Origin of the sequence: Fictibacillus aquaticus, assembly GCF_002245695.1 — a bacterium.
GTDB lineage: Bacteria > Bacillota > Bacilli > Bacillales > Fictibacillaceae > Fictibacillus > Fictibacillus aquaticus.
This window is the reverse complement of record NZ_NOII01000007.1, coordinates 28975-48860: the sequence shown is the minus strand read 5'-3', so window position 1 is coordinate 48860 and position 19886 is coordinate 28975. Positions and strand designations below refer to the sequence as shown.

The following is a 19886-nucleotide window of genomic DNA, read 5'->3' as shown; positions in this document are numbered from 1 at the left end:
GTTCACTTTTCATTGTTAAGTGTTAAAGATTACTTGCTTGTTTGAAGCTGCTTTTGAAGTTCTTCCATTACTTCACGAGCACCGTCTTGGCTAAGGATGATCTTGCCGCCAGCGATTGTGTAGTTGTCGTCAGAAACTTCACCAGTTACAGCACAAGTCATGTTTGGCTTATATTTTTTAAGGATGATGCGGTCATCGTCCACATAGATTTCAAGAGCGTCCTTTTCAGCGATTCCAAGTGTACGGCGCAATTCGATTGGAATTACCACCCGTCCTAGTTCGTCAACTTTACGTACAATTCCTGTAGATTTCATTGATAAATCTCCTCCCAGACTTTTTAATATAATATTTATCCCTATCTATCTTACAATGTTATATCGTCAGAATTCGACAAAAACTTACGAAATCATCTTACCAGTTTTTCCAAAAGGCGTCAACAGATTTGTCCAATCGGTTTACTTACCATTATATGCCCGCTCTTAGAAACTTCTAAACATTTCAAGAACTGCAAAAGTACAGCAATTGGTATTTATCCAAAATTGAGCCAATATTTCAAATTTATTACTGGAAATGGACTGAAGATAATTCGTCATAATTCGACAAAACTGACCATTAAAAAATACTATTCATTTTTTTCTATTCTTAACCGTTCAAGCTGCCTTGACTGGCTAGAGCCAATTAGGTATATTTTGAAGGAAGAAAAGAGAATAATGAAAGTATTTACATAAGTGTTTTCGCATGCCGGATGATTTTTATGTCCTAAATACCACATTTTTTATATAATTTGTAAAATGGATTTTTTTCCACATGCGGTATGCTTATGGCGAACGTTTAAATGATGTCCCTCATCTAGCCGTAAGGGGCATTTTCGTTTTTTTACTATAAAAGAATAACTTTTTAACAAAGAAGTGATTCGACGCCGTGAAAAAGTTTAGAAAAGCTTGGCGTCAGCCAAGTTTTCAAAACACAGTTATTAAAGGAGGAAGCAAAGCAATGGGGAAACCGTCGTTTTATATCACGACTCCAATTTATTATCCTAGCGGAAATTTGCATATCGGTCATGCTTACACGACTGTGGCAGGAGATGCGATGGCTCGCTATAAGCGCCTGAGAGGGTTCGATGTCATGTATTTGACAGGAACTGATGAACACGGGCAAAAGATTCAAGAAAAAGCTGAAGAAAAAGGCGTTACTCCACAGGAATACGTAGACAGCATCGTAGTCGGAATCAAAGATCTATGGAAGAAGCTCGATATTTCTTACGATGATTATATCCGTACAACAGAAGACCGTCATAAGGTGATCGTTGAAAAAATCTTCAAGCAGCTATTGGATCAGGGAGATATTTACTTAAGCGAATACGAGGGCTGGTACTGTACGCCATGTGAAGCATTCTTTACAGAGCGCCAGCTTGAAGACGGAAACTGTCCTGACTGCGGCCGTCCGGTCAAAAAAGTGAAAGAAGAAAGCTACTTCTTCCGCATGAGCAAATATGCGGACAGACTTCTTCAGTATTACGAAGAAAACCCTGATTTTATCCAGCCGGAATCGCGCAAGAATGAGATGATCAATAACTTTATCAAACCAGGTCTAGAAGATCTCGCCGTATCGCGTACTTCTTTTGATTGGGGAGTAAAAGTTCCAAATGACCCTAAGCACGTCATTTATGTATGGATCGACGCTTTATCTAACTATATTACTGCTCTTGGATACAGCACAGACAACGATAAGAAGCATCAGAAATTCTGGCCTGCGGATGTTCATCTAGTAGGCAAGGAAATCGTTCGCTTCCATACGATTTACTGGCCGATCATGCTGATGGCGCTTGACCTTCCGCTTCCGAAAAAAGTGTTTGCACACGGATGGCTTTTGATGAAGGACGGGAAGATGTCCAAATCAAAAGGAAATGTCGTTGACCCAGTAACGCTAATCGACCGTTATGGTCTTGATGCGCTGCGCTATTATCTTCTTCGCGAGGTTCCGTTCGGCTCTGATGGCGTCTTCACGCCGGAAAGCTTCGTTGACCGCGTCAATCATGACCTTGCTAATGACCTTGGGAATCTTCTTAACCGTACAGTAGCGATGGTCGGAAAATATTTTGACGGAAAGATTCCTGCTTACGAAGGAAAAGTAAATGAATTCGACGGGACGCTTGAAGCGTTCGTACAGGAAACTGTGCGCAAAGCAGAAGCTGCGATGGAAGAAATGCAGTTCTCAGTGGCACTTACAACAATTTGGCAGCTTGTAAGCCGTACAAATAAGTATATTGATGAAACTCAGCCATGGGTTTTGGCGAAAGATGAAGCGAAGCGTGAAGAGCTTGCGAGTGTCATGGTTCACCTGGCAGAATCGCTGCGTTATGTTTCAATCCTGATTCAGCCTTTCATGACAGTGACGCCGGCAAGAATCTGGGAGCAGCTAGGTATTGAAAAAGGCTCGCTGACAGCATGGGAAAGTCTTGCTGAATTCGGCCAAATTCCTGGCGGTACAGCTGTGGCAAAAGGAACGCCTATCTTCCCGCGTCTTGAAACAGAAGAAGAGGTTGCATACATCCGCCAATCGATGGGCGGCGCACAGCCTGCTGTTGAAGCGGAAAAAGAAGAGCAGGCAGCAGCACCTGTTAAAGATCTTGCGCCTGAGATCTCAATCGACGACTTTATGAAAGTAGATCTTCGAGTAGCAACGGTTTTAGAAGCTGAGCCTGTAAAAAAGGCCGACAAGCTTCTGAAGCTCCAGCTTGATCTTGGATTCGAGCGCAGACAAGTCGTTTCAGGCATCGCGAAATTCTATAAGCCTGAGGATCTAGTTGGCCAAAAGGTAATCTGTGTAGCCAACCTGAAACCTGTAAAGCTCCGTGGCGAGCTTTCAGAGGGAATGATTCTTGCAGGCTCGCAAGGAGACCAGCTCACCCTGGCAACAGTCGACCCTTCACTTCCGAATGGGGCAAAAGTAAAATAAAGATGAGAAACCTGCTATTGCCGATTACGGTAATTTAGCGGGTTTTTCTTTTTGGGGTTGGTTTGGTTCTAATGCTTGGTTTTGGTTTGCATCTTCTTTGAAGCATTAGTAAGTTTTTATAGAGGGTAGAAGTTTGTCGAAAGAAGTAAGAAGAGGCATTTGATGACTGTTATGTAATCCTTTTGTAATGGAAATGTTATGGAAATGCATTGGTTTTTAGGAAATAAGTTTGATATTCTTATCAAGTATAATCAGGAGGCAGGACTATCGATGTTTGATACACACGCACACTTAAACGCACATCAATTCAAGGAAGATCAAGAAGAGGTCATACAGCGGGCGCTGGATGAAGGGGTGGAAAAAATCGTCGTTGTCGGGTTTGATGAACAGACGATCAAGGATGCTCTTTTGTTAGCTGAGACGTATGATTTCATCTATGCCGCGGTTGGATGGCATCCAGTGGATGCGATTGACATGACGGATGAGCATCTTGCGTGGATTGAGGAGCTTGCTGCCCACCCGAAAGTAGTAGCACTTGGCGAAATGGGACTGGATTATTATTGGGACAAGTCGCCCGAAGATGTCCAGAAGGAAGTATTCCGCCGCCAAATACAGCTTGCGAAGAAAGTGAAGCTGCCGATCATCATACATAACCGTGATGCAACTCAGGATGTCGTGGATATTCTGAGGGAGGAAGACGCCCGGGAAGTCGGGGGGATCATGCACTGTTACGGGGGAAGCCTGGAAACAGCGCAGCAATGTATGGAGATGAATTTTTACATTTCATTTGGCGGCCCGGTCACATTTAAGAACGCCAGAAAAGTAAAAGAAGTGGCAAAGGATATTCCGCTTGAATGGCTCTTGATCGAGACAGACTGTCCATATTTAAGCCCTCATCCTTTGAGAGGAAAAAGGAACGAACCTTCGTATGTGAAGTATGTGGCTGAAACGCTTGCTGAGCTGAAGGAGATTCCGCTCGAAGAATTAATTCAAAAAACATCCGACAACGCGCACCGTATTTTTGGTCTAAATCGATAGCGTTCGGTGTCGAAACTAGCAAATACATGAAATAAAGTGCATCTTTTCAACAAAAATTTCAATGTGGGAGAAAAACGTGTCGAGTAGTTTTTCTTCCCAAAATTCCCTTTTTCTGCTCATAATAGGCTTGCATCAACCGAGCGAATGAGGAGGGGATATTTGACAGATTGATAATAGACCACTATAATTCAATCTTTGTAAGGGAGGAGTGAATCTATGCAAAAGAATTTAACATCCCTTTTTTCTGGATTAACCAGAGGAAAACTTCTTGTATCAATCGTGCTTATTCTTGCATTGGCGATCACAACTGGGTTCGTAAGCTATGAATCTTCGAAAACAGATGTAAGCCTTGCGATTGGCGGTAAAGAAACAAAAGTCCGCTCGCACGCTGACACAGTAGGGGAATTGCTAAAAGAAAATGACATAGAGTTCAACTCTCATGACCAAATAAACCCCGGACTTGATTCGGAGCTTAAAGAGGGCATGACGGTTGAATATATTCCAGCCAAGAAAATTAATCTGACGGTAAACGGCAAGAACACGGAAGCGTGGACCACTGCTGAGACTGTTGGAGAATTCCTTAAGGAAAACAAGCTGGAAGTAAAAGAGCACGACCAAATAAAGCCTGGCCTTAAAGCGAAGCTTAAGGACGAAGGCAAAGTAACACTGAAATCTGCGGTTCCGGTTAAGCTTGTAGTAGGCGGTAAGCCTCAGCAGGTTTGGACCACTTCGACTACGGTCGCTGACCTTTTGAAGCAGCATAACGTTACATTAGGCAAATTAGATCGAGTAGAGCCTGCAGCCAGCACGAAGCTGCGTCGCACAATGCAGGTAAACATCATCAGAGTAGAAAAGGTCACCGATGTAGTGGAAGAAGAAACACCTTATGCAACTGTGAAGCGCAATGACGGTTCACTTGCAAAAGGAACAGAAAAAGTAGTGTCAGAGGGTACGAAAGGGAAAGTTTCCAAACGTTACGAAGTTATTTTGGAAAACGGCAAAATAGTATCTCGCAAGCTGCTTAAAACCGATCAGACATCAGAAGGCAAGGATCGTGTTATCGCGGTCGGAACAAAAGCACCAGCGCCTGCACCAGCACCTGCAAAGCGTACGGTTGTATCCCGTGGAAACGACAAGCCGTCTTCAGGACGTGTCTTAACAGTGTCCAGCACAGCATATACTGCGAATTGCGAAGGATGCTCAGGCATCACAGCAACAGGGTTCAACTTGAAAGCTAATCCGAACGCAAAAGTCATTGCGGTAGACCCGAGTGTTATTCCTCTTGGAAGCAAAGTATACGTAGAAGGTTACGGATATGCGATTGCATCTGATACAGGAGGAGCGATCAAAGGGAATAAAATTGATGTTTTCTTCTCATCACAGTCTAAGGCTGTTGCGTGGGGCAGGAAAACCATTACAATTCGAATTATTGATTAAACAATATTGCGCAGAGGCGGCAGCCTCTGTGCTTTTTTCGTGATTCGAAAAATATGCGCTGCTAGGGTATACTACCAATAGCATAAAAAGATTGATTCATTTAATTAGACGGCACAGGTTTTTAAAAAGTTTCACTTAGAAATAATTTTCCCGAAAAAATATTTTAAAAACACTGATTTACGTTTATTACATGTTATGCACAGATTATCGTTTTACGAGCAGCAGCTATTTAATTTTTATTCGTCAATGTTTGACGCCGGGGGTATCATGAAAATCAAGGAAATTATCGTCGTGGAGGGAAAAAGCGACACGATTGCCATAAAGAATGTGCTGGATGCTGACACGCTCGAGACGAACGGGTCAGAAATCAGCGCAGACACAATTGAAAGGATCAAAATTGCCCAGCAAAAACGGGGAGTTATCGTGTTTACGGATCCTGACTTTCCGGGCGAGAAAATTAGAAAAATCATTACAGAGCACGTGCCTGGCTGCAAGCATGCTTTTTTGCCTAAGCAAGACGCTATAAGCAAGAACAAGAAAAAGGTTGGCGTCGAACATGCGTCTAAAGAGGCAATCTTAGAGGCCTTAAAGCATGTGAAGGAAGAGTATGTGTCAGGGCAGGAATCTGTCTCCTGGGAAGAAATGATCGCGGCGGGTTTAACTGGCGGCGATAAAGCGAAAAACAGGCGTGAGCGCATAGGGCAGCTGCTGAAGATTGGATACAGCAACGGTAAACAGCTGCATAAGCGTCTTAATATGTTTCATATATCAAATGAAGAGTTTGCACGTGCAATGCGCACGGTTTTAGAGGAGGAGCAGCATGAGGAAGGATATATCAGTACCACAGCAGACGAAAGCGATTCTTGATAAATACGGCTTCACGTTCAAGAAAAGTTTAGGACAGAACTTTCTTATTGATAAAAATATACTAACGAATATCGTGGCACAGGCAGAGCTGACAGAGGAATCAGGTGCGATTGAAATCGGCCCGGGGATTGGAGCGCTTACTGAGCATATTGCCAGAAACGCTAAAAAAGTCGTAGCATTTGAGATCGACCAGCGGCTTCTGCCTATTTTACAAGATACGCTTTCACCATATGGAAATACGGAAGTCATCCATTCTGATATTTTAAAAGCAGATGTTAAGGCAGTCATTGAAGAGAAGTTTGAAAAAGGACAGGATATCATGGTTGTCGCCAACTTGCCATATTATGTGACGACACCGATCATCATGAAGCTGCTTACTGAGAACCTGCCGATACGAGGAATCGTCTGTATGATACAAAAAGAAGTAGCGGACCGTTTAGCTGCGAAGCCAGGTACGAAGGATTATAACTCCCTCTCGATCGCTGTACAGTATTACGCGACAGCCGAGACAGTCATTAAAGTCCCGAAGACGGTTTTCGTTCCTCAGCCTAACGTAGATTCGTCTGTTATCCGATTGATTTTAAGGGACGAGCCTGCGGTAAAGGTAAAAGATGAAGCGTTCTTCTTTGAGGTCGTCCGTGGTTCTTTCGCGCAAAGAAGGAAGACACTATGGAACAACCTGCTAAGCGGAGTGATCCCAAAAGAGCGGAAAGCGGATTTAGAGACCGTTCTGAACGAAATCGGCATCGACCCAAAAAGAAGAGGCGAGACGCTGACGGTAGAAGAATTCGGCAAGCTTTCAGATGCACTGCTTCACCTTGTGAAATAAGAAATCATTTTTCCCCTTCCTTCTTCATATCTTAAAGAAGGACCTGGAGAGAGCGGCGGCTCCAAATAGGGGGAGTATAATGAAATTAGAGATCGGTGCAGTTGTAGGACGCACTTCCTATCATTGTGACATCTATTTTCGTGTCATCGGGTTTAACGATACGAAATCGGTGGCTGAACTGGCTGGGGAAGATATGAGATTGTGGGCTGACGCCCCTGTCGATGATCTGGTCGTCATTGATGACCAGCAAAGGACAAAGTACCGCCAGCAGGAACAGGAAAAGGAAGATTCATCGTATAAATTGTTCCGCCAGGATTATTACTTATTGCGGCAGAAGCGGGAATACGTTTCGACAAATGGCTACCAGTATGACCAATCATATTTTGAGCTGCCTGGAAGAGTACTTCACGTTGACGGTGACCCGCTTTATTTAAATAAATGTCTGGAGCTGTACAAAAAGCTTGGCGTTCCTGTTTACGGGATTCATATGAAGGAAAGTGACATGCCGGATAAAGTGCCTGCACTTGTAGATGAGGTGCGGCCGGACATTCTGGTCATAACCGGCCATGATGCTTATATGAAGAGCAAGGGTGCCGTCTCTGATATGAACGCATACAGGCATACAAAATTCTTTGTCCGGACGGTAAGGGAAGTAAGAAGAAGGTATCCGCATCTGGATCACCTAATGATATTTGCCGGGGCATGCCAGTCTCATTTTGAATCTTTGATTAAAGCAGGATCAAATTTCGCGAGCTCGCCTTCCAGAATCAATATCCATGCACTCGATCCTGTTTACATCGTGTCGAAAATCAGCCTCACCTCATTTATGGACAGAGTGAACGTCATGGACGTCCTCCGCAACACACTGACCGGCAAAGAAGGGCTGGGAGGCGTTGAGACGACGGGCTTTTTGCGCACCGGTATGCCAATAAAAAACCATACTTAATCGGATGATTGCATGTAAATTCCTCATACGTTTATGGGGAATTTTTTTATTGATACATATTTCCTATTTTTTGCTGCATACTAAAAAAGGCATAAAAAAGGGTAATTAGTCATTGACAGAAAAAACGTTGTCTTGCTATAATTTAAATTTTATTTGACAAATAAACACGATTTGTGTTACAATTTGTCTAAGTGAGGTGGAGTCTAAATGGGTAAAACAATTGTTGACATTAGACGCGTGCTAGAGTCCAACGTAGGCAGAAGACTTTCTCTGCGTGCAAATGGCGGACGTCGCAAAACGATCGAACGCATGGGTACTCTCGAAGAAACATATCCAGCAGTATTCATTATTAAGCTAGACCAAGACACCAACGCTTTCGAACGCGTTTCTTACAGCTACGCTGACGTTTTAACGGAGACGGTCGAATTAACATTTTTAGAAGAAGTTAGCGGGCAGTAAGAAACCTTACTGCTATTTTTTTTGCCCAAAGCAGACAAGCCGGATACATATTCTTTAGATGCCTCATACTAACCTTATCGCATATGAAAGGGGTTTTGCGCCATGGGACGCAGAAGAGGCATCATGTCTGAAGAGTTTAAGACAGAAATGGCGAAAGAGCTTGGCTTTTACGATACCGTACAGCGAGATGGCTGGGGCGGCATAACAGCAAGAGATGCGGGCAACATGGTAAAAAGAGCCGTCGAGCTGGCTCAGCAGAGCATGTCCCGTCAAAATCGATAGAAATATGCGTAAACCCTGGGGACTGCGGTCCCCGGGGTTTTTTAAGTCCCTGCGTCCCACAGTGTAAACTCAGCCCAAAAACCAAATCCTTTTCCATTCTTCAACAATTCATAAGTTGTGATAAAATTAAATTAGAATAAAAATGACATAAGGAAGTTTTACAATGGAGAAACGAAAAGTATCAGTTAAGGCGCCTGCGAAAATTAACTTGTCGCTTGATGTTCTGTCGAAAAGACCGGATGGTTATCATGAGGTTGAGATGGTGATGACAACCGTTGACTTGGCAGATCGGATCGAGCTGACGCCTCTCGAGGAAAACAAGATTACGATCGAGTCCTCAGGAGGCTTTGTTCCGCTTGATGGCAGAAACCTTGCTTATCAGGCAGCGCTTTTGTTAAAAGAAGAATTTCATATCAAAGAGGGCGTACATATTCATATCTCAAAGCACATACCAGTTGCGGCTGGCCTTGCAGGAGGCAGCAGCGATGCGGCTGCTGCTTTAAAAGGCTTGAACGAGATGTGGGGATTGAACCTGTCGCTTGATGAACTCGCAGAACGCGGAGCGAAAATTGGCTCTGATGTTTCGTTTTGTGTATATGGCGGAACGGCGCTTGCGACAGGAAGGGGCGAATTTATACAGCTGCTTAACGCGCCGCCTCCTTGCTGGGTGCTGCTGGCCAAGCCTCCGATCGGAGTATCAACAGCCGAGGTGTATCGCAACCTGAAGGTCGACAACCTGGAACATCCCGACACTGCGGCGATGGTTGATGCGATCAAGCAAAAAGATTTTAGCAAAGTCTGCTCTCAGCTCGGCAACGTTCTGGAGTCAGTCACACTCAACATGTATCCGGAAGTGAGGCAGATCAAAGAACAGATGATCCGGCTTGGTGCGGATGGTGTGCTCATGAGCGGAAGCGGTCCGACTGTTTTTGGGCTGTTCCAGCATGAATCCAGAGTACAGAGAGTATATAACGGATTGCGCGGATTCTGTAATGAAGTTTATGCTGTACGCATTTTAGGGGAATGACCTGTTGATAAAATCCGTATAAAAGTGTTATATTAACTTAAAATATTCGGATTTTGGAGGATTGTATGAAATTAAAACGAAGCGGAAGAATGGTTGACCTGACAACCTACCTTTTACAGCATCCTCACCAGCTTATACCTCTATCTTATTTCGTTGAACGATATGAGTCAGCCAAGTCATCGATCAGTGAAGATCTTGCAATTATTAAAGAACATTTTGAACAGTACGGCTACGGAAAAATCACCACGGTTCCTGGAGCGGCAGGGGGCGTAAGATACGTACCTGGCATTTCAGATAAAGAAGCCGAGCAAATCATTAATGAGCTTGTTCAGCAGCTTGAAGACCCGTCACGCATCCTTCCAGGAGGCTATCTGTATGTAACAGATATCATCGGCCACCCGCATCTTGTGAATCAAATCGGCAGGCTGTTCGCATCATCTTTCGCGTCCCGCAAGATCGATGTAGTCATGACGATCGCGACGAAAGGGATTCCGCTCGCGTACGCAGTAGCTTCCCATCTGAACGTACCTGTCGTGATCGTCCGAAGCAACAGCAGAGTAACGGAAGGATCGACGGTGAGCATTAATTACGTGTCCGGTTCTACCAAAAGAATCCAGACGATGGCACTTGCAAGAAGAAGCATCAAGCAGGGCTCAAACGTACTGATCATCGATGATTTTATGAAAGCGGGCGGAACGATAAAGGGCATGATCAGCATCATCAGCGAGTTCCAGGCAAACTTAGCGGGAATCGGAGTTCTCGTTGAAGCTCAGGAAGTGTCAGAACGCCTTGTTGACGATTATGTTTCACTTGCCCGTCTTTCTGAAGTGAACGAACGTGAGAACCGGATTGAAGTGAGACCGGGCAACTACTTTCAGGGAAAAGGAGAGTAAACGATGAAATCAATTTTTACAAAAGAAGCACCCGCTGCAATCGGTCCATATTCGCAGGGGATGATCGTGAACAACCTTTTTTACAGCTCAGGCCAGATTCCGTTGACGAAAGAAGGTCAAATGGTTGAAGGAGACGTTCAAGCGCAGACTCATCAAGTTTTCGAAAACCTGAAGGCAGTTCTTGCTGCAGCAGGGTCTTCACTTGAGCAGGTTGTAAAAGCAACGGTCTTCATTCAAGATATGGAAGAGTTTGCGTCTATCAATGAAGTTTACGGCCAGTATTTCAGTGAACATAAGCCAGCTCGCTCATGTGTAGAGGTAGCGAGACTCCCGAAAGACGCGAAAGTAGAAATTGAAGTTATCGCACTCGTAAAATAAATATGAACGAAAAACAGAGCCTCGGCTCTGTTTTTTTTTATGGTAACTAATGAATATACCCATAAACTAAATATTTTAAAAATTTTTTCTTTTTAAAGAAGGATTATGTAAAATCGTGCAGAATAATTGTATTACGTTCTTAATATGGAAAAAGGTGGTGTTTTACATGGAAGTGACTGACGTTAGATTACGCCGTGTTAATACAGAAGGCCGTATGAAAGCGATTGCCTCCATAACAATTGATCATGAATTTGTTATTCATGACATTCGAGTAATTGATGGAAACAACGGAATGTTCGTTGCAATGCCAAGCAAACGAACTCCAGATGGGGAGTTTAGGGATATTGCACATCCGATTACATCAACTACCCGCGAAAAAATCCAAAACGCGGTTTTAACTGAATATCACCGTATGGGAGAAATGGAATCTGCATTTGAAGAAGCAGGCGCTTCCTGATTCCCATACGGAAACAAGAACCCCGGCCAACGCGCCGGGGTTTTTTTTATGCTTTTTGCTAAATGTTCTTTATTAAATGATTGTTGCTTCTGAAAAGTTTGTTTTGTCACTTGATCATCTAGAATTCATCTTAGATCAACCGCTTCTGTGAGTTCTTTAATAGCAACAAAGCTTACATTACTTTCTGGTACATTTATCTATATAGTGACAATCCCGCATCATTCCTTGAAATGACTATCATTATAAGATATATTCGTAATGGAATATCAGGATATATATTGGAGGTTCAGGATGATAAATCGATATGCAGTTATACTAGCTGCTGGTCAAGGTACAAGAATGAAATCCAAGTTATATAAAGTACTTCACCCTGTATGCGGAAAGCCGATGGTCGAGCATGTTGTTGACCAGATTTCTGCTTTGGATATGAAGAAAATCGTGACGGTTGTCGGGCACGGTGCCGAAACCGTAAAAGAACATCTTGGAGACCGTGCACAATACGTCCTTCAAGAAGAACAGCTCGGTACAGCTCATGCCGTAATGCAGGCTGAGGACGCATTGGCTGGCGAGAAGGGTATCACGCTTGTTGTTTGCGGCGATACGCCATTAATCACATCCGAAACAATGCAAAAGCTTATCGACGAGCATGTTTCTCTTAATGCTAAGGCAACGATCCTGACTGCGAAAGCAGAGGATCCGACAGGCTACGGCCGCATCATCCGCAACGCGGAAGGCACGGTTGAGCGAAACGTTGAACACAAAGACGCATCCGAAGAAGAACTTGCGGTAAAAGAGATCAACACGGGCACGTACTGCTTCGATAATGAAGCTCTTTTTGCTGCGCTTAAGCAAGTAAACAACGACAACGTTCAGGGGGAGTACTACCTTCCAGACGTGGTTGAGATCATCCAGAAGCAAGGTGAAGTTGTTGCAGCTTATCAAACACCTTCTTTTGATGAGACGATGGGTGTCAATGACCGCGTTGCCCTGTCTCAGGCTGAAAAAATTATGAAACGCCGCATTAATGAAAAGCATATGCGCAATGGCGTTACTCTGATCGATCCTGAAAACACGTACATTTCGGCTGATGCTGAAATCGGCAATGATACAGTGATTTATCCGGGGACAGTGATTTTAGGCGCTGCTAAAATCGGCAGCGAGAACATCATCGGGCCAAGCAGTGAGATCAAAGACAGCACGATCGGTGATCAAAATGTTATCAAGCAATCAGTCGTACATGACAGTGAAGTAGGAAGCTTTACTAACATCGGACCGTTTGCTCATATCCGCCCTTCTTCGCAGCTAGAGAACAATGTAAAGATCGGCAATTTTGTTGAAGTGAAAAAATCGGTTATGGCAGAAGGCAGCAAAGCGTCACACTTAAGCTACATTGGGGATGCCGAAATCGGCAAGAATGTTAACTTAGGCTGCGGCTCAATTACTGTGAACTACGACGGAAAAAACAAGTCGCTTACTAAAGTGGGAGACGGAGCTTTCATCGGCTGCAACTCAAACTTGGTGGCTCCTGTGACCGTAGGAGCAGGCGCATATGTCGCTGCAGGCTCTACGATAACGGAAGATGTTCCGTCAGACGCTCTGTCCATTGCCCGTTCAAGACAAACAACAAAAGAAAATTACGTTCAAAAGCTAAACGAGAAAAGAAAATAACCATTTTTATTTCTGGGAAGGGATGAATCACCTAATGGCAACGTATGTAGATCCAACGTTAAAACTTTTCACACTTAATTCTAATCCGGAGCTGGCACAGGAAATTGCTGACCACATCGGAATTGAACTAGGTAAAAGCTCAGTAACAAAATTCAGCGATGGAGAAATCCAAATCAATATTGAAGAAAGTATCCGCGGAAGCGAAGTATACGTTATTCAATCCACAAGTGATCCGGTCAACGATCACCTTATGGAGCTATTGATCATGATTGATGCACTTAAGCGTGCGTCCGCGAAGACGATCAATGTTGTTATCCCGTATTACGGATATGCACGTCAGGATCGCAAAGCACGTGCCCGTGAACCGATCACAGCTAAACTTGTTGCTAACCTTCTGGAAACTGCAGGCGCTACACGCGTTATTGCAATTGATCTGCATGCTACGCAAATCCAAGGTTTCTTTGATATCCCAGTAGATCAGCTGCTTGGGGTTCCGATCCTTGGTAACCATTTCTCTTCTAAAAACTTAAACGACATCGTTGTTGTATCTCCTGATCACGGCGGGGTTACACGTGCGCGCAAGCTTGCTGACCGCCTGAAAGCGCCGATCGCGATCATCGATAAGCGCCGTCCTCGTCCGAATGTTGCCGAAGTCATGAACATCGTTGGTAACATTGAAGGAAAAACAGCGATCCTGATCGATGACATCATCGACACAGCGGGTACAATCACACTTGCTGCGAACGCGCTTGTTGAAAATGGAGCGAAGGAAGTATACGCATGCTGCACGCATCCTGTACTTTCCGGCCCTGCAATTGAACGTATTGAAAACTCTAAGATTAAAGAACTGGTTGTGCTCAACACGATCGTCCTTCCAGAAGAAAAGAAAACAGGCAAAGTGACACAGCTTTCTGTTGCTCCTCTTCTCGGCGAAGCGATCATCCGTGTACACGAGCAGCTTTCAGTTTCTAAGCTTTTTGACTAAAGTGTTTTAAATCCTTGCTAAACGGGTAATCATTAAAAGAGACTCGTAATAGGAAGGTGAAAACATGACAGTAGAATTACAAGCTAATAATCGTTCTACAAAAAAACGGTCTGAATTAACATCCATTCGGGGAGAGGGGTATGTTCCTGCGGTATTATATGGCTACGGAACAGAAGCCCAATCCGTCTCAGTGCTTGAAACGGACTTTATGAAGGCGTACCGTGAAGTCGGCAAAAACGGGGTTATCAAGCTTAAGACTGGTAACAAATCGTATTCCGTCATGGTACAGGAAGTCCAGGCACATCCGTTAAAAGAAGCTTACACACACATTGACTTTGTTGCTGTAGACTTAAACAAGGAAACAGAAGCAGAAGTGCCGGTCGTTGTGACAGGCGAAGCTCCAGGAGTTAAAGAAGGCGGAGTGCTTCAGCGTACGCTGAACTACATTAACGTTAAGGCGCTGCCTAGCGATATCCCTGAGCAGCTTGAAGTTTCCATTGAAGGATTAAATATTGGCGATTCTGTTTACGTGAAGGATCTGCCTAAAGGTGATTCATACGAAATTCTGAGTGAAGAAGACGAAGTGGTTGCCTCTGTTACGCCTCCAACAGTTGTTGAAGAGCCGGAAACAGAAGAAGGCGATGACGACGCTGCTAGTTCGGAAGCATCCGATACTGAAGAAGCAGAATCTTCACAGGATGAAGAAAAAGAACAAAAAGAAGAATAGTCATAACGAAAGCACAGCGATTCGCTGTGCTTTTTAATTTGATTTCTTATAAGCAGCATGCGGGGCGGGGTCCGGTACCTGTAAGTGACGGTTTGGCTAAATTATCGTGTGAACTGTGTGTCTAAATTAATTGGCAAACTGTCTAATAAATTTGTCGAAGTGTCTAATAAAACTGTCGATGTTTCTAAAAAACAGTTGTATTCCCTTTAAAACGGCCTAAACAATGTGCGGCGGACTACTCCATTTACTCTTTTTACAGCTAGTCGGTTATAATAGATTCAAACAAATGTATTGCGGGTGGTTAAGAAATGAAACTGTTTATCGGCTTGGGAAATCCAGGTCCTCAATATGAAGATACACGTCATAATATCGGCTTTAAAGTGATTGATGAGCTCTCGAGCGAAATGAATATTCCGCTGCAGCAGTCTAAGTTTAAAGGCTTGTATGGATCGGGAATCATTAAGGGAGAAAAGGTCTTTCTATTAAAGCCTCTTACTTATATGAACTTATCAGGGGAATGCATCGGTCCTTTTATGAAATACTTCAACATTCCAGTGGAAGATATGGTTGTCATTTACGATGATCTTGATACGGCACCGGGCAAGCTGCGTCTTCGTGCTAAAGGAAGTGCTGGCGGACATAACGGCATGAAGTCGATGATCGCGCACCTTGGTACACAGGAATACAAGCGTATCCGTTTTGGCATCGGAAGACCCGTCAATGCCCAGCCGGTTCCTGATTTTGTACTTGGCCGTTTTTCAAAGGATGAACAGCCGCATGTGCAAGAAGGAATCGAAAAGGCTGCTAAGGCTTGTGAAGCTTTTCTGACAGAAACGTTCGAGAATGTAATGAACCGTTATAACGGCTGATTATCGTATAGAAGAGGCGGCCGCTGCCCATAATGTGTAGTACATTGTCTGCACATTAAAGGAGGGTAGCGATGGCTGTCCATTATCACTGCCGGCACTGCAGGTCGCCAATCGGTTCGATCGAGACTGCAGAAGTTACAGCAGAGCAGCTCGGCTTTCATGAGCTGACTGAATCCGAACATAAAGAAATGGTCTCATATGCCTCTAATGGGGATATACATGTAAAAATCACTTGTGAGGACTGTCAGGATGCTCTGCAAAATAACCCGGACTATCACGCTTTATCACACTTTATCCAATAGAAAGACGCTTTGGACCCCCGCATGACGGGCGTCCAAGGCCTTTTTCTGTTTTTGAATGAATGATTAAAATCAGCGCATGATGTTGCTTGCGCTTTTTATACAGCATTTGGAGGGGAGCAGCACATGTTAAATCTAAAGAAATTTTTCAGCCAGGGAGAAGATATCCGGACGGTTATCAATGGCATAAGCGAGGGGTTAAAAGAACAGCTGATCGCGGGTTTATCAGGTTCGGCCAGAACACTGCTGATCTCATCGATATATGAGCTGACAGAACGGCCGCAGCTCATACTCACACATAATCTCTATCAGGCACAGAAGCTTTATGAAGAATTAAGCGGCCTTATTCCGGAAAATGAAGTTTATTTATATCCGGTCAATGATGTTATTTCGTCAGAGATTGCTATCGCGAGTCCTGAGCTGAAAAGCCAGCGTCTGGAGGTTCTCAATTATTGGACTTCTCATAAAAAAGGGATCGTAGTCGCTCCTGCTGCAGGGCTGCGCCGTTTTTTGCCGCCTGTTGAGCTGTGGAAGCAAAGCGGGATCAGCCTTGAAGTAGGACATGACATCGACCTGGATAAGATGCTCCTTCAGCTCATCGCGATGGGGTATGAACGTTCTCCGATGGTTCAGTCGCCGGGAGAGTTCAGTTTGCGCGGAGGCATCCTTGATATTTATCCGCTGACAGAAAAACAGCCGCTGCGAATCGAGCTTTTTGATACGGAAGTTGACTCTATTCGTTATTTTGACGGCGAAACACAGCGGTCTGGCGATAAAGTCCAGACGTTTGAAATCGGACCGGCTCAAGAGCTGCTTTTATATGAAGAGCATTATAAAAGAGCGGCAGCAGCTATCGAAGAAAGGCTTGCCGCTACGCTAAAGTCACTGAAGGACGATCAAATCAAGGAAATCCTCGTCCAGAATATCGAGTATGAAGCTGGCCGCATGAAGGATCAGGAAAGCTTCCAGGGCATGTTCAAGTATGCGTCGCTTTTTTATGAACAGCCTGCAAGTCTGCTTGATTACATGCCGGAGAACAGTGTGATTATCATGGATGAGGCGGGCAGGATTCAGGAAACAAACAACCAGCTGGATAAGGACGAGGCGGAGTGGGAGACTGCGCTTCTTGAGCACGGAGAATTTTTGCGTGATGTTCGTGTTTCTCCTGATGTAAAGCTGCCTGGAGATAAAGTGAAGCAGCCAATTATCTATATGTCCCTTTTCCTGCGCCATGTTCCGCACACACAGCCGCAAAACATTATTAATGTCGAGTGCAAGAGCATGCAGAACTTCCACGGACAGCTTCATCTATTAAAAGGCGAGATGGACAGGTGGAAAAAGAAAGGCAATGCTGTTGTGTTTACGGCTGTAAACAAAGAAAGAGCGGACCGGCTTGAGTCGGTGCTTCAAGATTATGAAATTGAAGCGGCACAGATTAAAGACGATACTGAGTTAAAAACGAAAGGCGCGCAAATTGTCAACGCCGACCTCTCTTCTGGTTTTGAATCGGTAAAACAGAAGCTCGTCGTCATCACCGAAGAAGAAGTGTTCACGAAAAAAGTCCGCCGTCCTGCACGAAAGCAGAAGATGACAAACGCCGAACGAATCAAGAGCTATTCGGAGCTTAAAACAGGAGACTATGTGGTTCACGTTAACCACGGGATCGGGAAATACTTAGGAATCGAAACTCTTGAGATAAAAGGCGTTCATAAAGACTACCTGCATATCAAATACGCCGGAAAAGATAACCTGTACGTTCCGGTCGAGCAGATCGACCAGGTGCAGAAGTATGTAGGTTCAGAAGGAAAAGAGCCGAAGATTTATTCGCTGGGTGGAAGCGACTGGAAGAAAGTGAAGAGCAAAGTGAAGTCATCTGTTCAGGATATCGCTGATGACTTAATCAAGCTTTATGCTGAACGAGAAGCAAGCCGCGGTCATTCTTTTGCGGAAGACAGCGTGGAACAGCGTGAATTTGAAGGAAGCTTCCCTTACCAAGAGACGGACGATCAGCTAAGGGCGATCGACGAGATCAAGAAGGACATGGAAAGCGTCCGGCCGATGGACCGTCTACTTTGCGGCGATGTAGGATATGGTAAAACTGAAGTCGCGATCCGTGCTGCATTTAAGGCGATCATGGACGGCAAGCAGGTGGCGTTCCTCGTACCGACTACAATCCTTGCTCAGCAGCATTACGAGACGTTTCGTGAACGCTTTTCAGAGTTTCCGATCACGATTGGTTCGTTAAGCCGTTTCCGCTCTAAAAAAGAGCAGAATGAGGTGATCAAGGGATTAAACGCAGGCACGGTCGACATCGCGATCGGAACGCACCGTCTGCTGTCTAAGGATATTCAATACCGAGATCTAGGTCTCCTCATCATCGATGAAGAGCAGCGTTTCGGTGTGACACATAAAGAAAAGATTAAAACGCTTAAAGCAAACATAGATGTTCTGACACTGACAGCCACTCCGATTCCAAGAACACTGCACATGTCCATGCTCGGTGTGCGCGACTTGTCTGTCATTGAAACACCGCCGGAAAACCGTTTCCCGGTCCAGACATATGTGATGGATTACAACGGATCGCTTGTGCGTGAGGCGATCGAGCGTGAGATGGGCCGAGGCGGACAGGTGTATTTCCTGTATAACCGAGTCGATTCGATCGAGAGAATGGCCGAACAGATCTCTATGCTCGTACCGGACAGCCGTGTCGGCTATGCTCACGGACAGATGTCGGAAAACGAGCTCGAATCAACAATGCTTGACTTTTTAGAAGGAAATCTCGATGTTCTCGTTTCCACGACGATCATCGAAACGGGTGTTGATATTCCGAACGTTAACACGCTGATCGTTTATGACGCGGATAAAATGGGATTGTCCCAGCTATACCAGCTGCGCGGACGTGTCGGGCGATCTAACCGTGTGGCGTACGCTTATTTCACGTACCAGCGTGACAAAGTGCTCACAGAGGTTGCTGAGAAGCGGCTTCAGGCGATCAAAGAGTTTACCGAGCTCGGTTCGGGATTCAAGATCGCGATGCGCGATTTATCCATCCGCGGTGCCGGAAACCTTCTCGGTGCCCAGCAGCACGGGTTCATCGACTCTGTCGGGTTCGACCTTTACTCTCAGATGCTTGAAGAAGCGATTGAAGAGCGAAAAGGCAATAAGCCGGCCGAAGAAAAAGCACTGTTTGAGATGAACATTGAGATCGATGCGTACCTGCCGTCACAGTATATCGAGGATGAGAAGCAGAAGATCGATATATATAAGCAGGTTCGCGCTGTCAAAACATTGAAGGACGTCGATGACCTGCAGGAAGAGCTGATCGACCGTTTCGGCGATTATCCAACTGAGGTTGAATGTCTGCTGCTCGCCGCTGCGATAAGGGTTCGCGCTAAGAAAGAAGGCTTCGCGAACATCGAGCAAAAGGGCGATTTGGTCACAATGACACTGAAGCCAGAAACCGCGAAGACGATTCACGGAGGAAAGATCTTCGAAGTGGCGAACAAGATCGGACGCTTTATGACGCTGGATGCAACAAAAGGGCAATTTAAAGTTTTGATTCAGCGTAAGCGCCTAAAGGATTTGGAGCTGCTAAAAGCAATGGAGAAGCTGTTAAAGGAAATGAAAAATGTGAAGCAGGAAAAAAGCGTGTCCCAATCCTAATATTGTACCTCTCCTTTTTTGTGAATAGAAACCCATATGTGACAAATAATACTTGTAGGTAATGGAACATTCTTCAAAAGAAGGTGCCATTTACGTTTACATCC

Annotated in this window: 19 protein-coding genes; 18 read left to right on the top strand and 1 reads right to left on the bottom strand. The window is 44.7% G+C overall.

Annotated features, from left to right (window positions below; all coding sequences use genetic code 11):
• Positions 1-29 precede the first annotated feature (29 nt).
• Positions 30-314, bottom strand: a complete 285-nt coding sequence (gene abrB / locus CGZ90_RS14630) for a transition state genes transcriptional regulator AbrB (RefSeq protein ID WP_094253272.1) — start codon at positions 312-314, stop codon at positions 30-32.
• Between the two features lie 679 nt (positions 315-993).
• Between abrB and metG the strand changes: the two genes are divergently transcribed.
• The 18 genes from metG (at position 994) to mfd (ending at position 19782) form a co-directional block, all read left to right on the top strand.
• Positions 994-2958 carry a methionine--tRNA ligase gene (metG, locus tag CGZ90_RS14625; RefSeq protein WP_094253271.1) on the top strand — a complete coding sequence of 655 codons (1965 nt, stop codon included), beginning with the start codon at positions 994-996 and terminating at the stop codon, positions 2956-2958.
• A gap of 270 nt (positions 2959-3228) precedes the next feature.
• A complete protein-coding gene (locus CGZ90_RS14620; protein ID WP_094253270.1) occupies positions 3229-3996 on the top strand; it encodes a TatD family hydrolase in 768 nt (255 codons plus the stop codon).
• 216 nt (positions 3997-4212) lie between these two features.
• Positions 4213-5433: a resuscitation-promoting factor gene (locus CGZ90_RS21230; protein ID WP_094253269.1), complete on the top strand. Its 1221-nt coding sequence runs from the start codon at positions 4213-4215 to the stop codon at positions 5431-5433.
• Between the two features lie 267 nt (positions 5434-5700).
• Positions 5701-6300, top strand: a complete 600-nt coding sequence (gene rnmV / locus CGZ90_RS14610; protein WP_094253268.1) for a ribonuclease M5 — start codon at positions 5701-5703, stop codon at positions 6298-6300.
• A complete protein-coding gene (gene rsmA / locus CGZ90_RS14605) occupies positions 6254-7129 on the top strand; it encodes a 16S rRNA (adenine(1518)-N(6)/adenine(1519)-N(6))-dimethyltransferase RsmA (RefSeq protein WP_094253267.1) in 876 nt (291 codons plus the stop codon). Before rnmV ends, rsmA begins: the two co-directional genes overlap by 47 nt.
• 79 nt (positions 7130-7208) lie before the next feature.
• The gene (gene yabG / locus CGZ90_RS14600; RefSeq protein WP_094253266.1) at positions 7209-8075 is read left to right on the top strand and encodes a sporulation peptidase YabG; all 867 of its coding nucleotides are present in this window, start codon (positions 7209-7211) and stop codon (positions 8073-8075) included.
• 207 nt (positions 8076-8282) lie between these two features.
• Positions 8283-8534, top strand: a complete 252-nt coding sequence (veg, locus tag CGZ90_RS14595) for a biofilm formation stimulator Veg (RefSeq protein ID WP_094253265.1) — start codon at positions 8283-8285, stop codon at positions 8532-8534.
• 102 nt (positions 8535-8636) lie between these two features.
• A complete protein-coding gene (locus CGZ90_RS14590; protein ID WP_094253264.1) occupies positions 8637-8816 on the top strand; it encodes a small, acid-soluble spore protein, alpha/beta type in 180 nt (59 codons plus the stop codon).
• Positions 8817-8979: 163 nt separating this feature from the next.
• Positions 8980-9843 (top strand): 4-(cytidine 5'-diphospho)-2-C-methyl-D-erythritol kinase, encoded by an 864-nt coding sequence (ispE, locus tag CGZ90_RS14585; RefSeq protein WP_094253263.1) that lies wholly within the window; start codon positions 8980-8982, stop codon positions 9841-9843.
• 65 nt (positions 9844-9908) lie between these two features.
• Positions 9909-10736 (top strand): pur operon repressor, encoded by an 828-nt coding sequence (gene purR / locus CGZ90_RS14580; protein ID WP_094253262.1) that lies wholly within the window; start codon positions 9909-9911, stop codon positions 10734-10736.
• A gap of 3 nt (positions 10737-10739) precedes the next feature.
• Positions 10740-11114: a RidA family protein gene (locus CGZ90_RS14575; protein WP_094253261.1), complete on the top strand. Its 375-nt coding sequence runs from the start codon at positions 10740-10742 to the stop codon at positions 11112-11114.
• A gap of 166 nt (positions 11115-11280) precedes the next feature.
• Positions 11281-11571, top strand: coding sequence for a septation regulator SpoVG (gene spoVG / locus CGZ90_RS14570; RefSeq protein WP_094253260.1), 291 nt, complete (start codon positions 11281-11283; stop codon positions 11569-11571).
• Positions 11572-11862: 291 nt separating this feature from the next.
• Positions 11863-13239, top strand: a complete 1377-nt coding sequence (gene glmU / locus CGZ90_RS14565) for a bifunctional UDP-N-acetylglucosamine diphosphorylase/glucosamine-1-phosphate N-acetyltransferase GlmU (protein WP_094253259.1) — start codon at positions 11863-11865, stop codon at positions 13237-13239.
• Positions 13240-13273: 34 nt separating this feature from the next.
• Entirely contained in the window at positions 13274-14224 is a 951-nt protein-coding gene (locus CGZ90_RS14560) for a ribose-phosphate diphosphokinase (protein ID WP_094253258.1), read from the top strand.
• Between the two features lie 64 nt (positions 14225-14288).
• Positions 14289-14951, top strand: coding sequence for a 50S ribosomal protein L25/general stress protein Ctc (locus tag CGZ90_RS14555; protein ID WP_094253257.1), 663 nt, complete (start codon positions 14289-14291; stop codon positions 14949-14951).
• A 308-nt stretch (positions 14952-15259) separates the two neighbouring features.
• Positions 15260-15820, top strand: coding sequence for an aminoacyl-tRNA hydrolase (pth, locus tag CGZ90_RS14550; RefSeq protein WP_094253256.1), 561 nt, complete (start codon positions 15260-15262; stop codon positions 15818-15820).
• 71 nt (positions 15821-15891) lie between these two features.
• A complete protein-coding gene (gene fin, locus CGZ90_RS14545; RefSeq protein WP_094253255.1) occupies positions 15892-16122 on the top strand; it encodes an anti-sigma-F factor Fin in 231 nt (76 codons plus the stop codon).
• Between the two features lie 123 nt (positions 16123-16245).
• Positions 16246-19782: a transcription-repair coupling factor gene (gene mfd / locus CGZ90_RS14540; protein WP_094253254.1), complete on the top strand. Its 3537-nt coding sequence runs from the start codon at positions 16246-16248 to the stop codon at positions 19780-19782.
• Positions 19783-19886 lie beyond the last annotated feature (104 nt).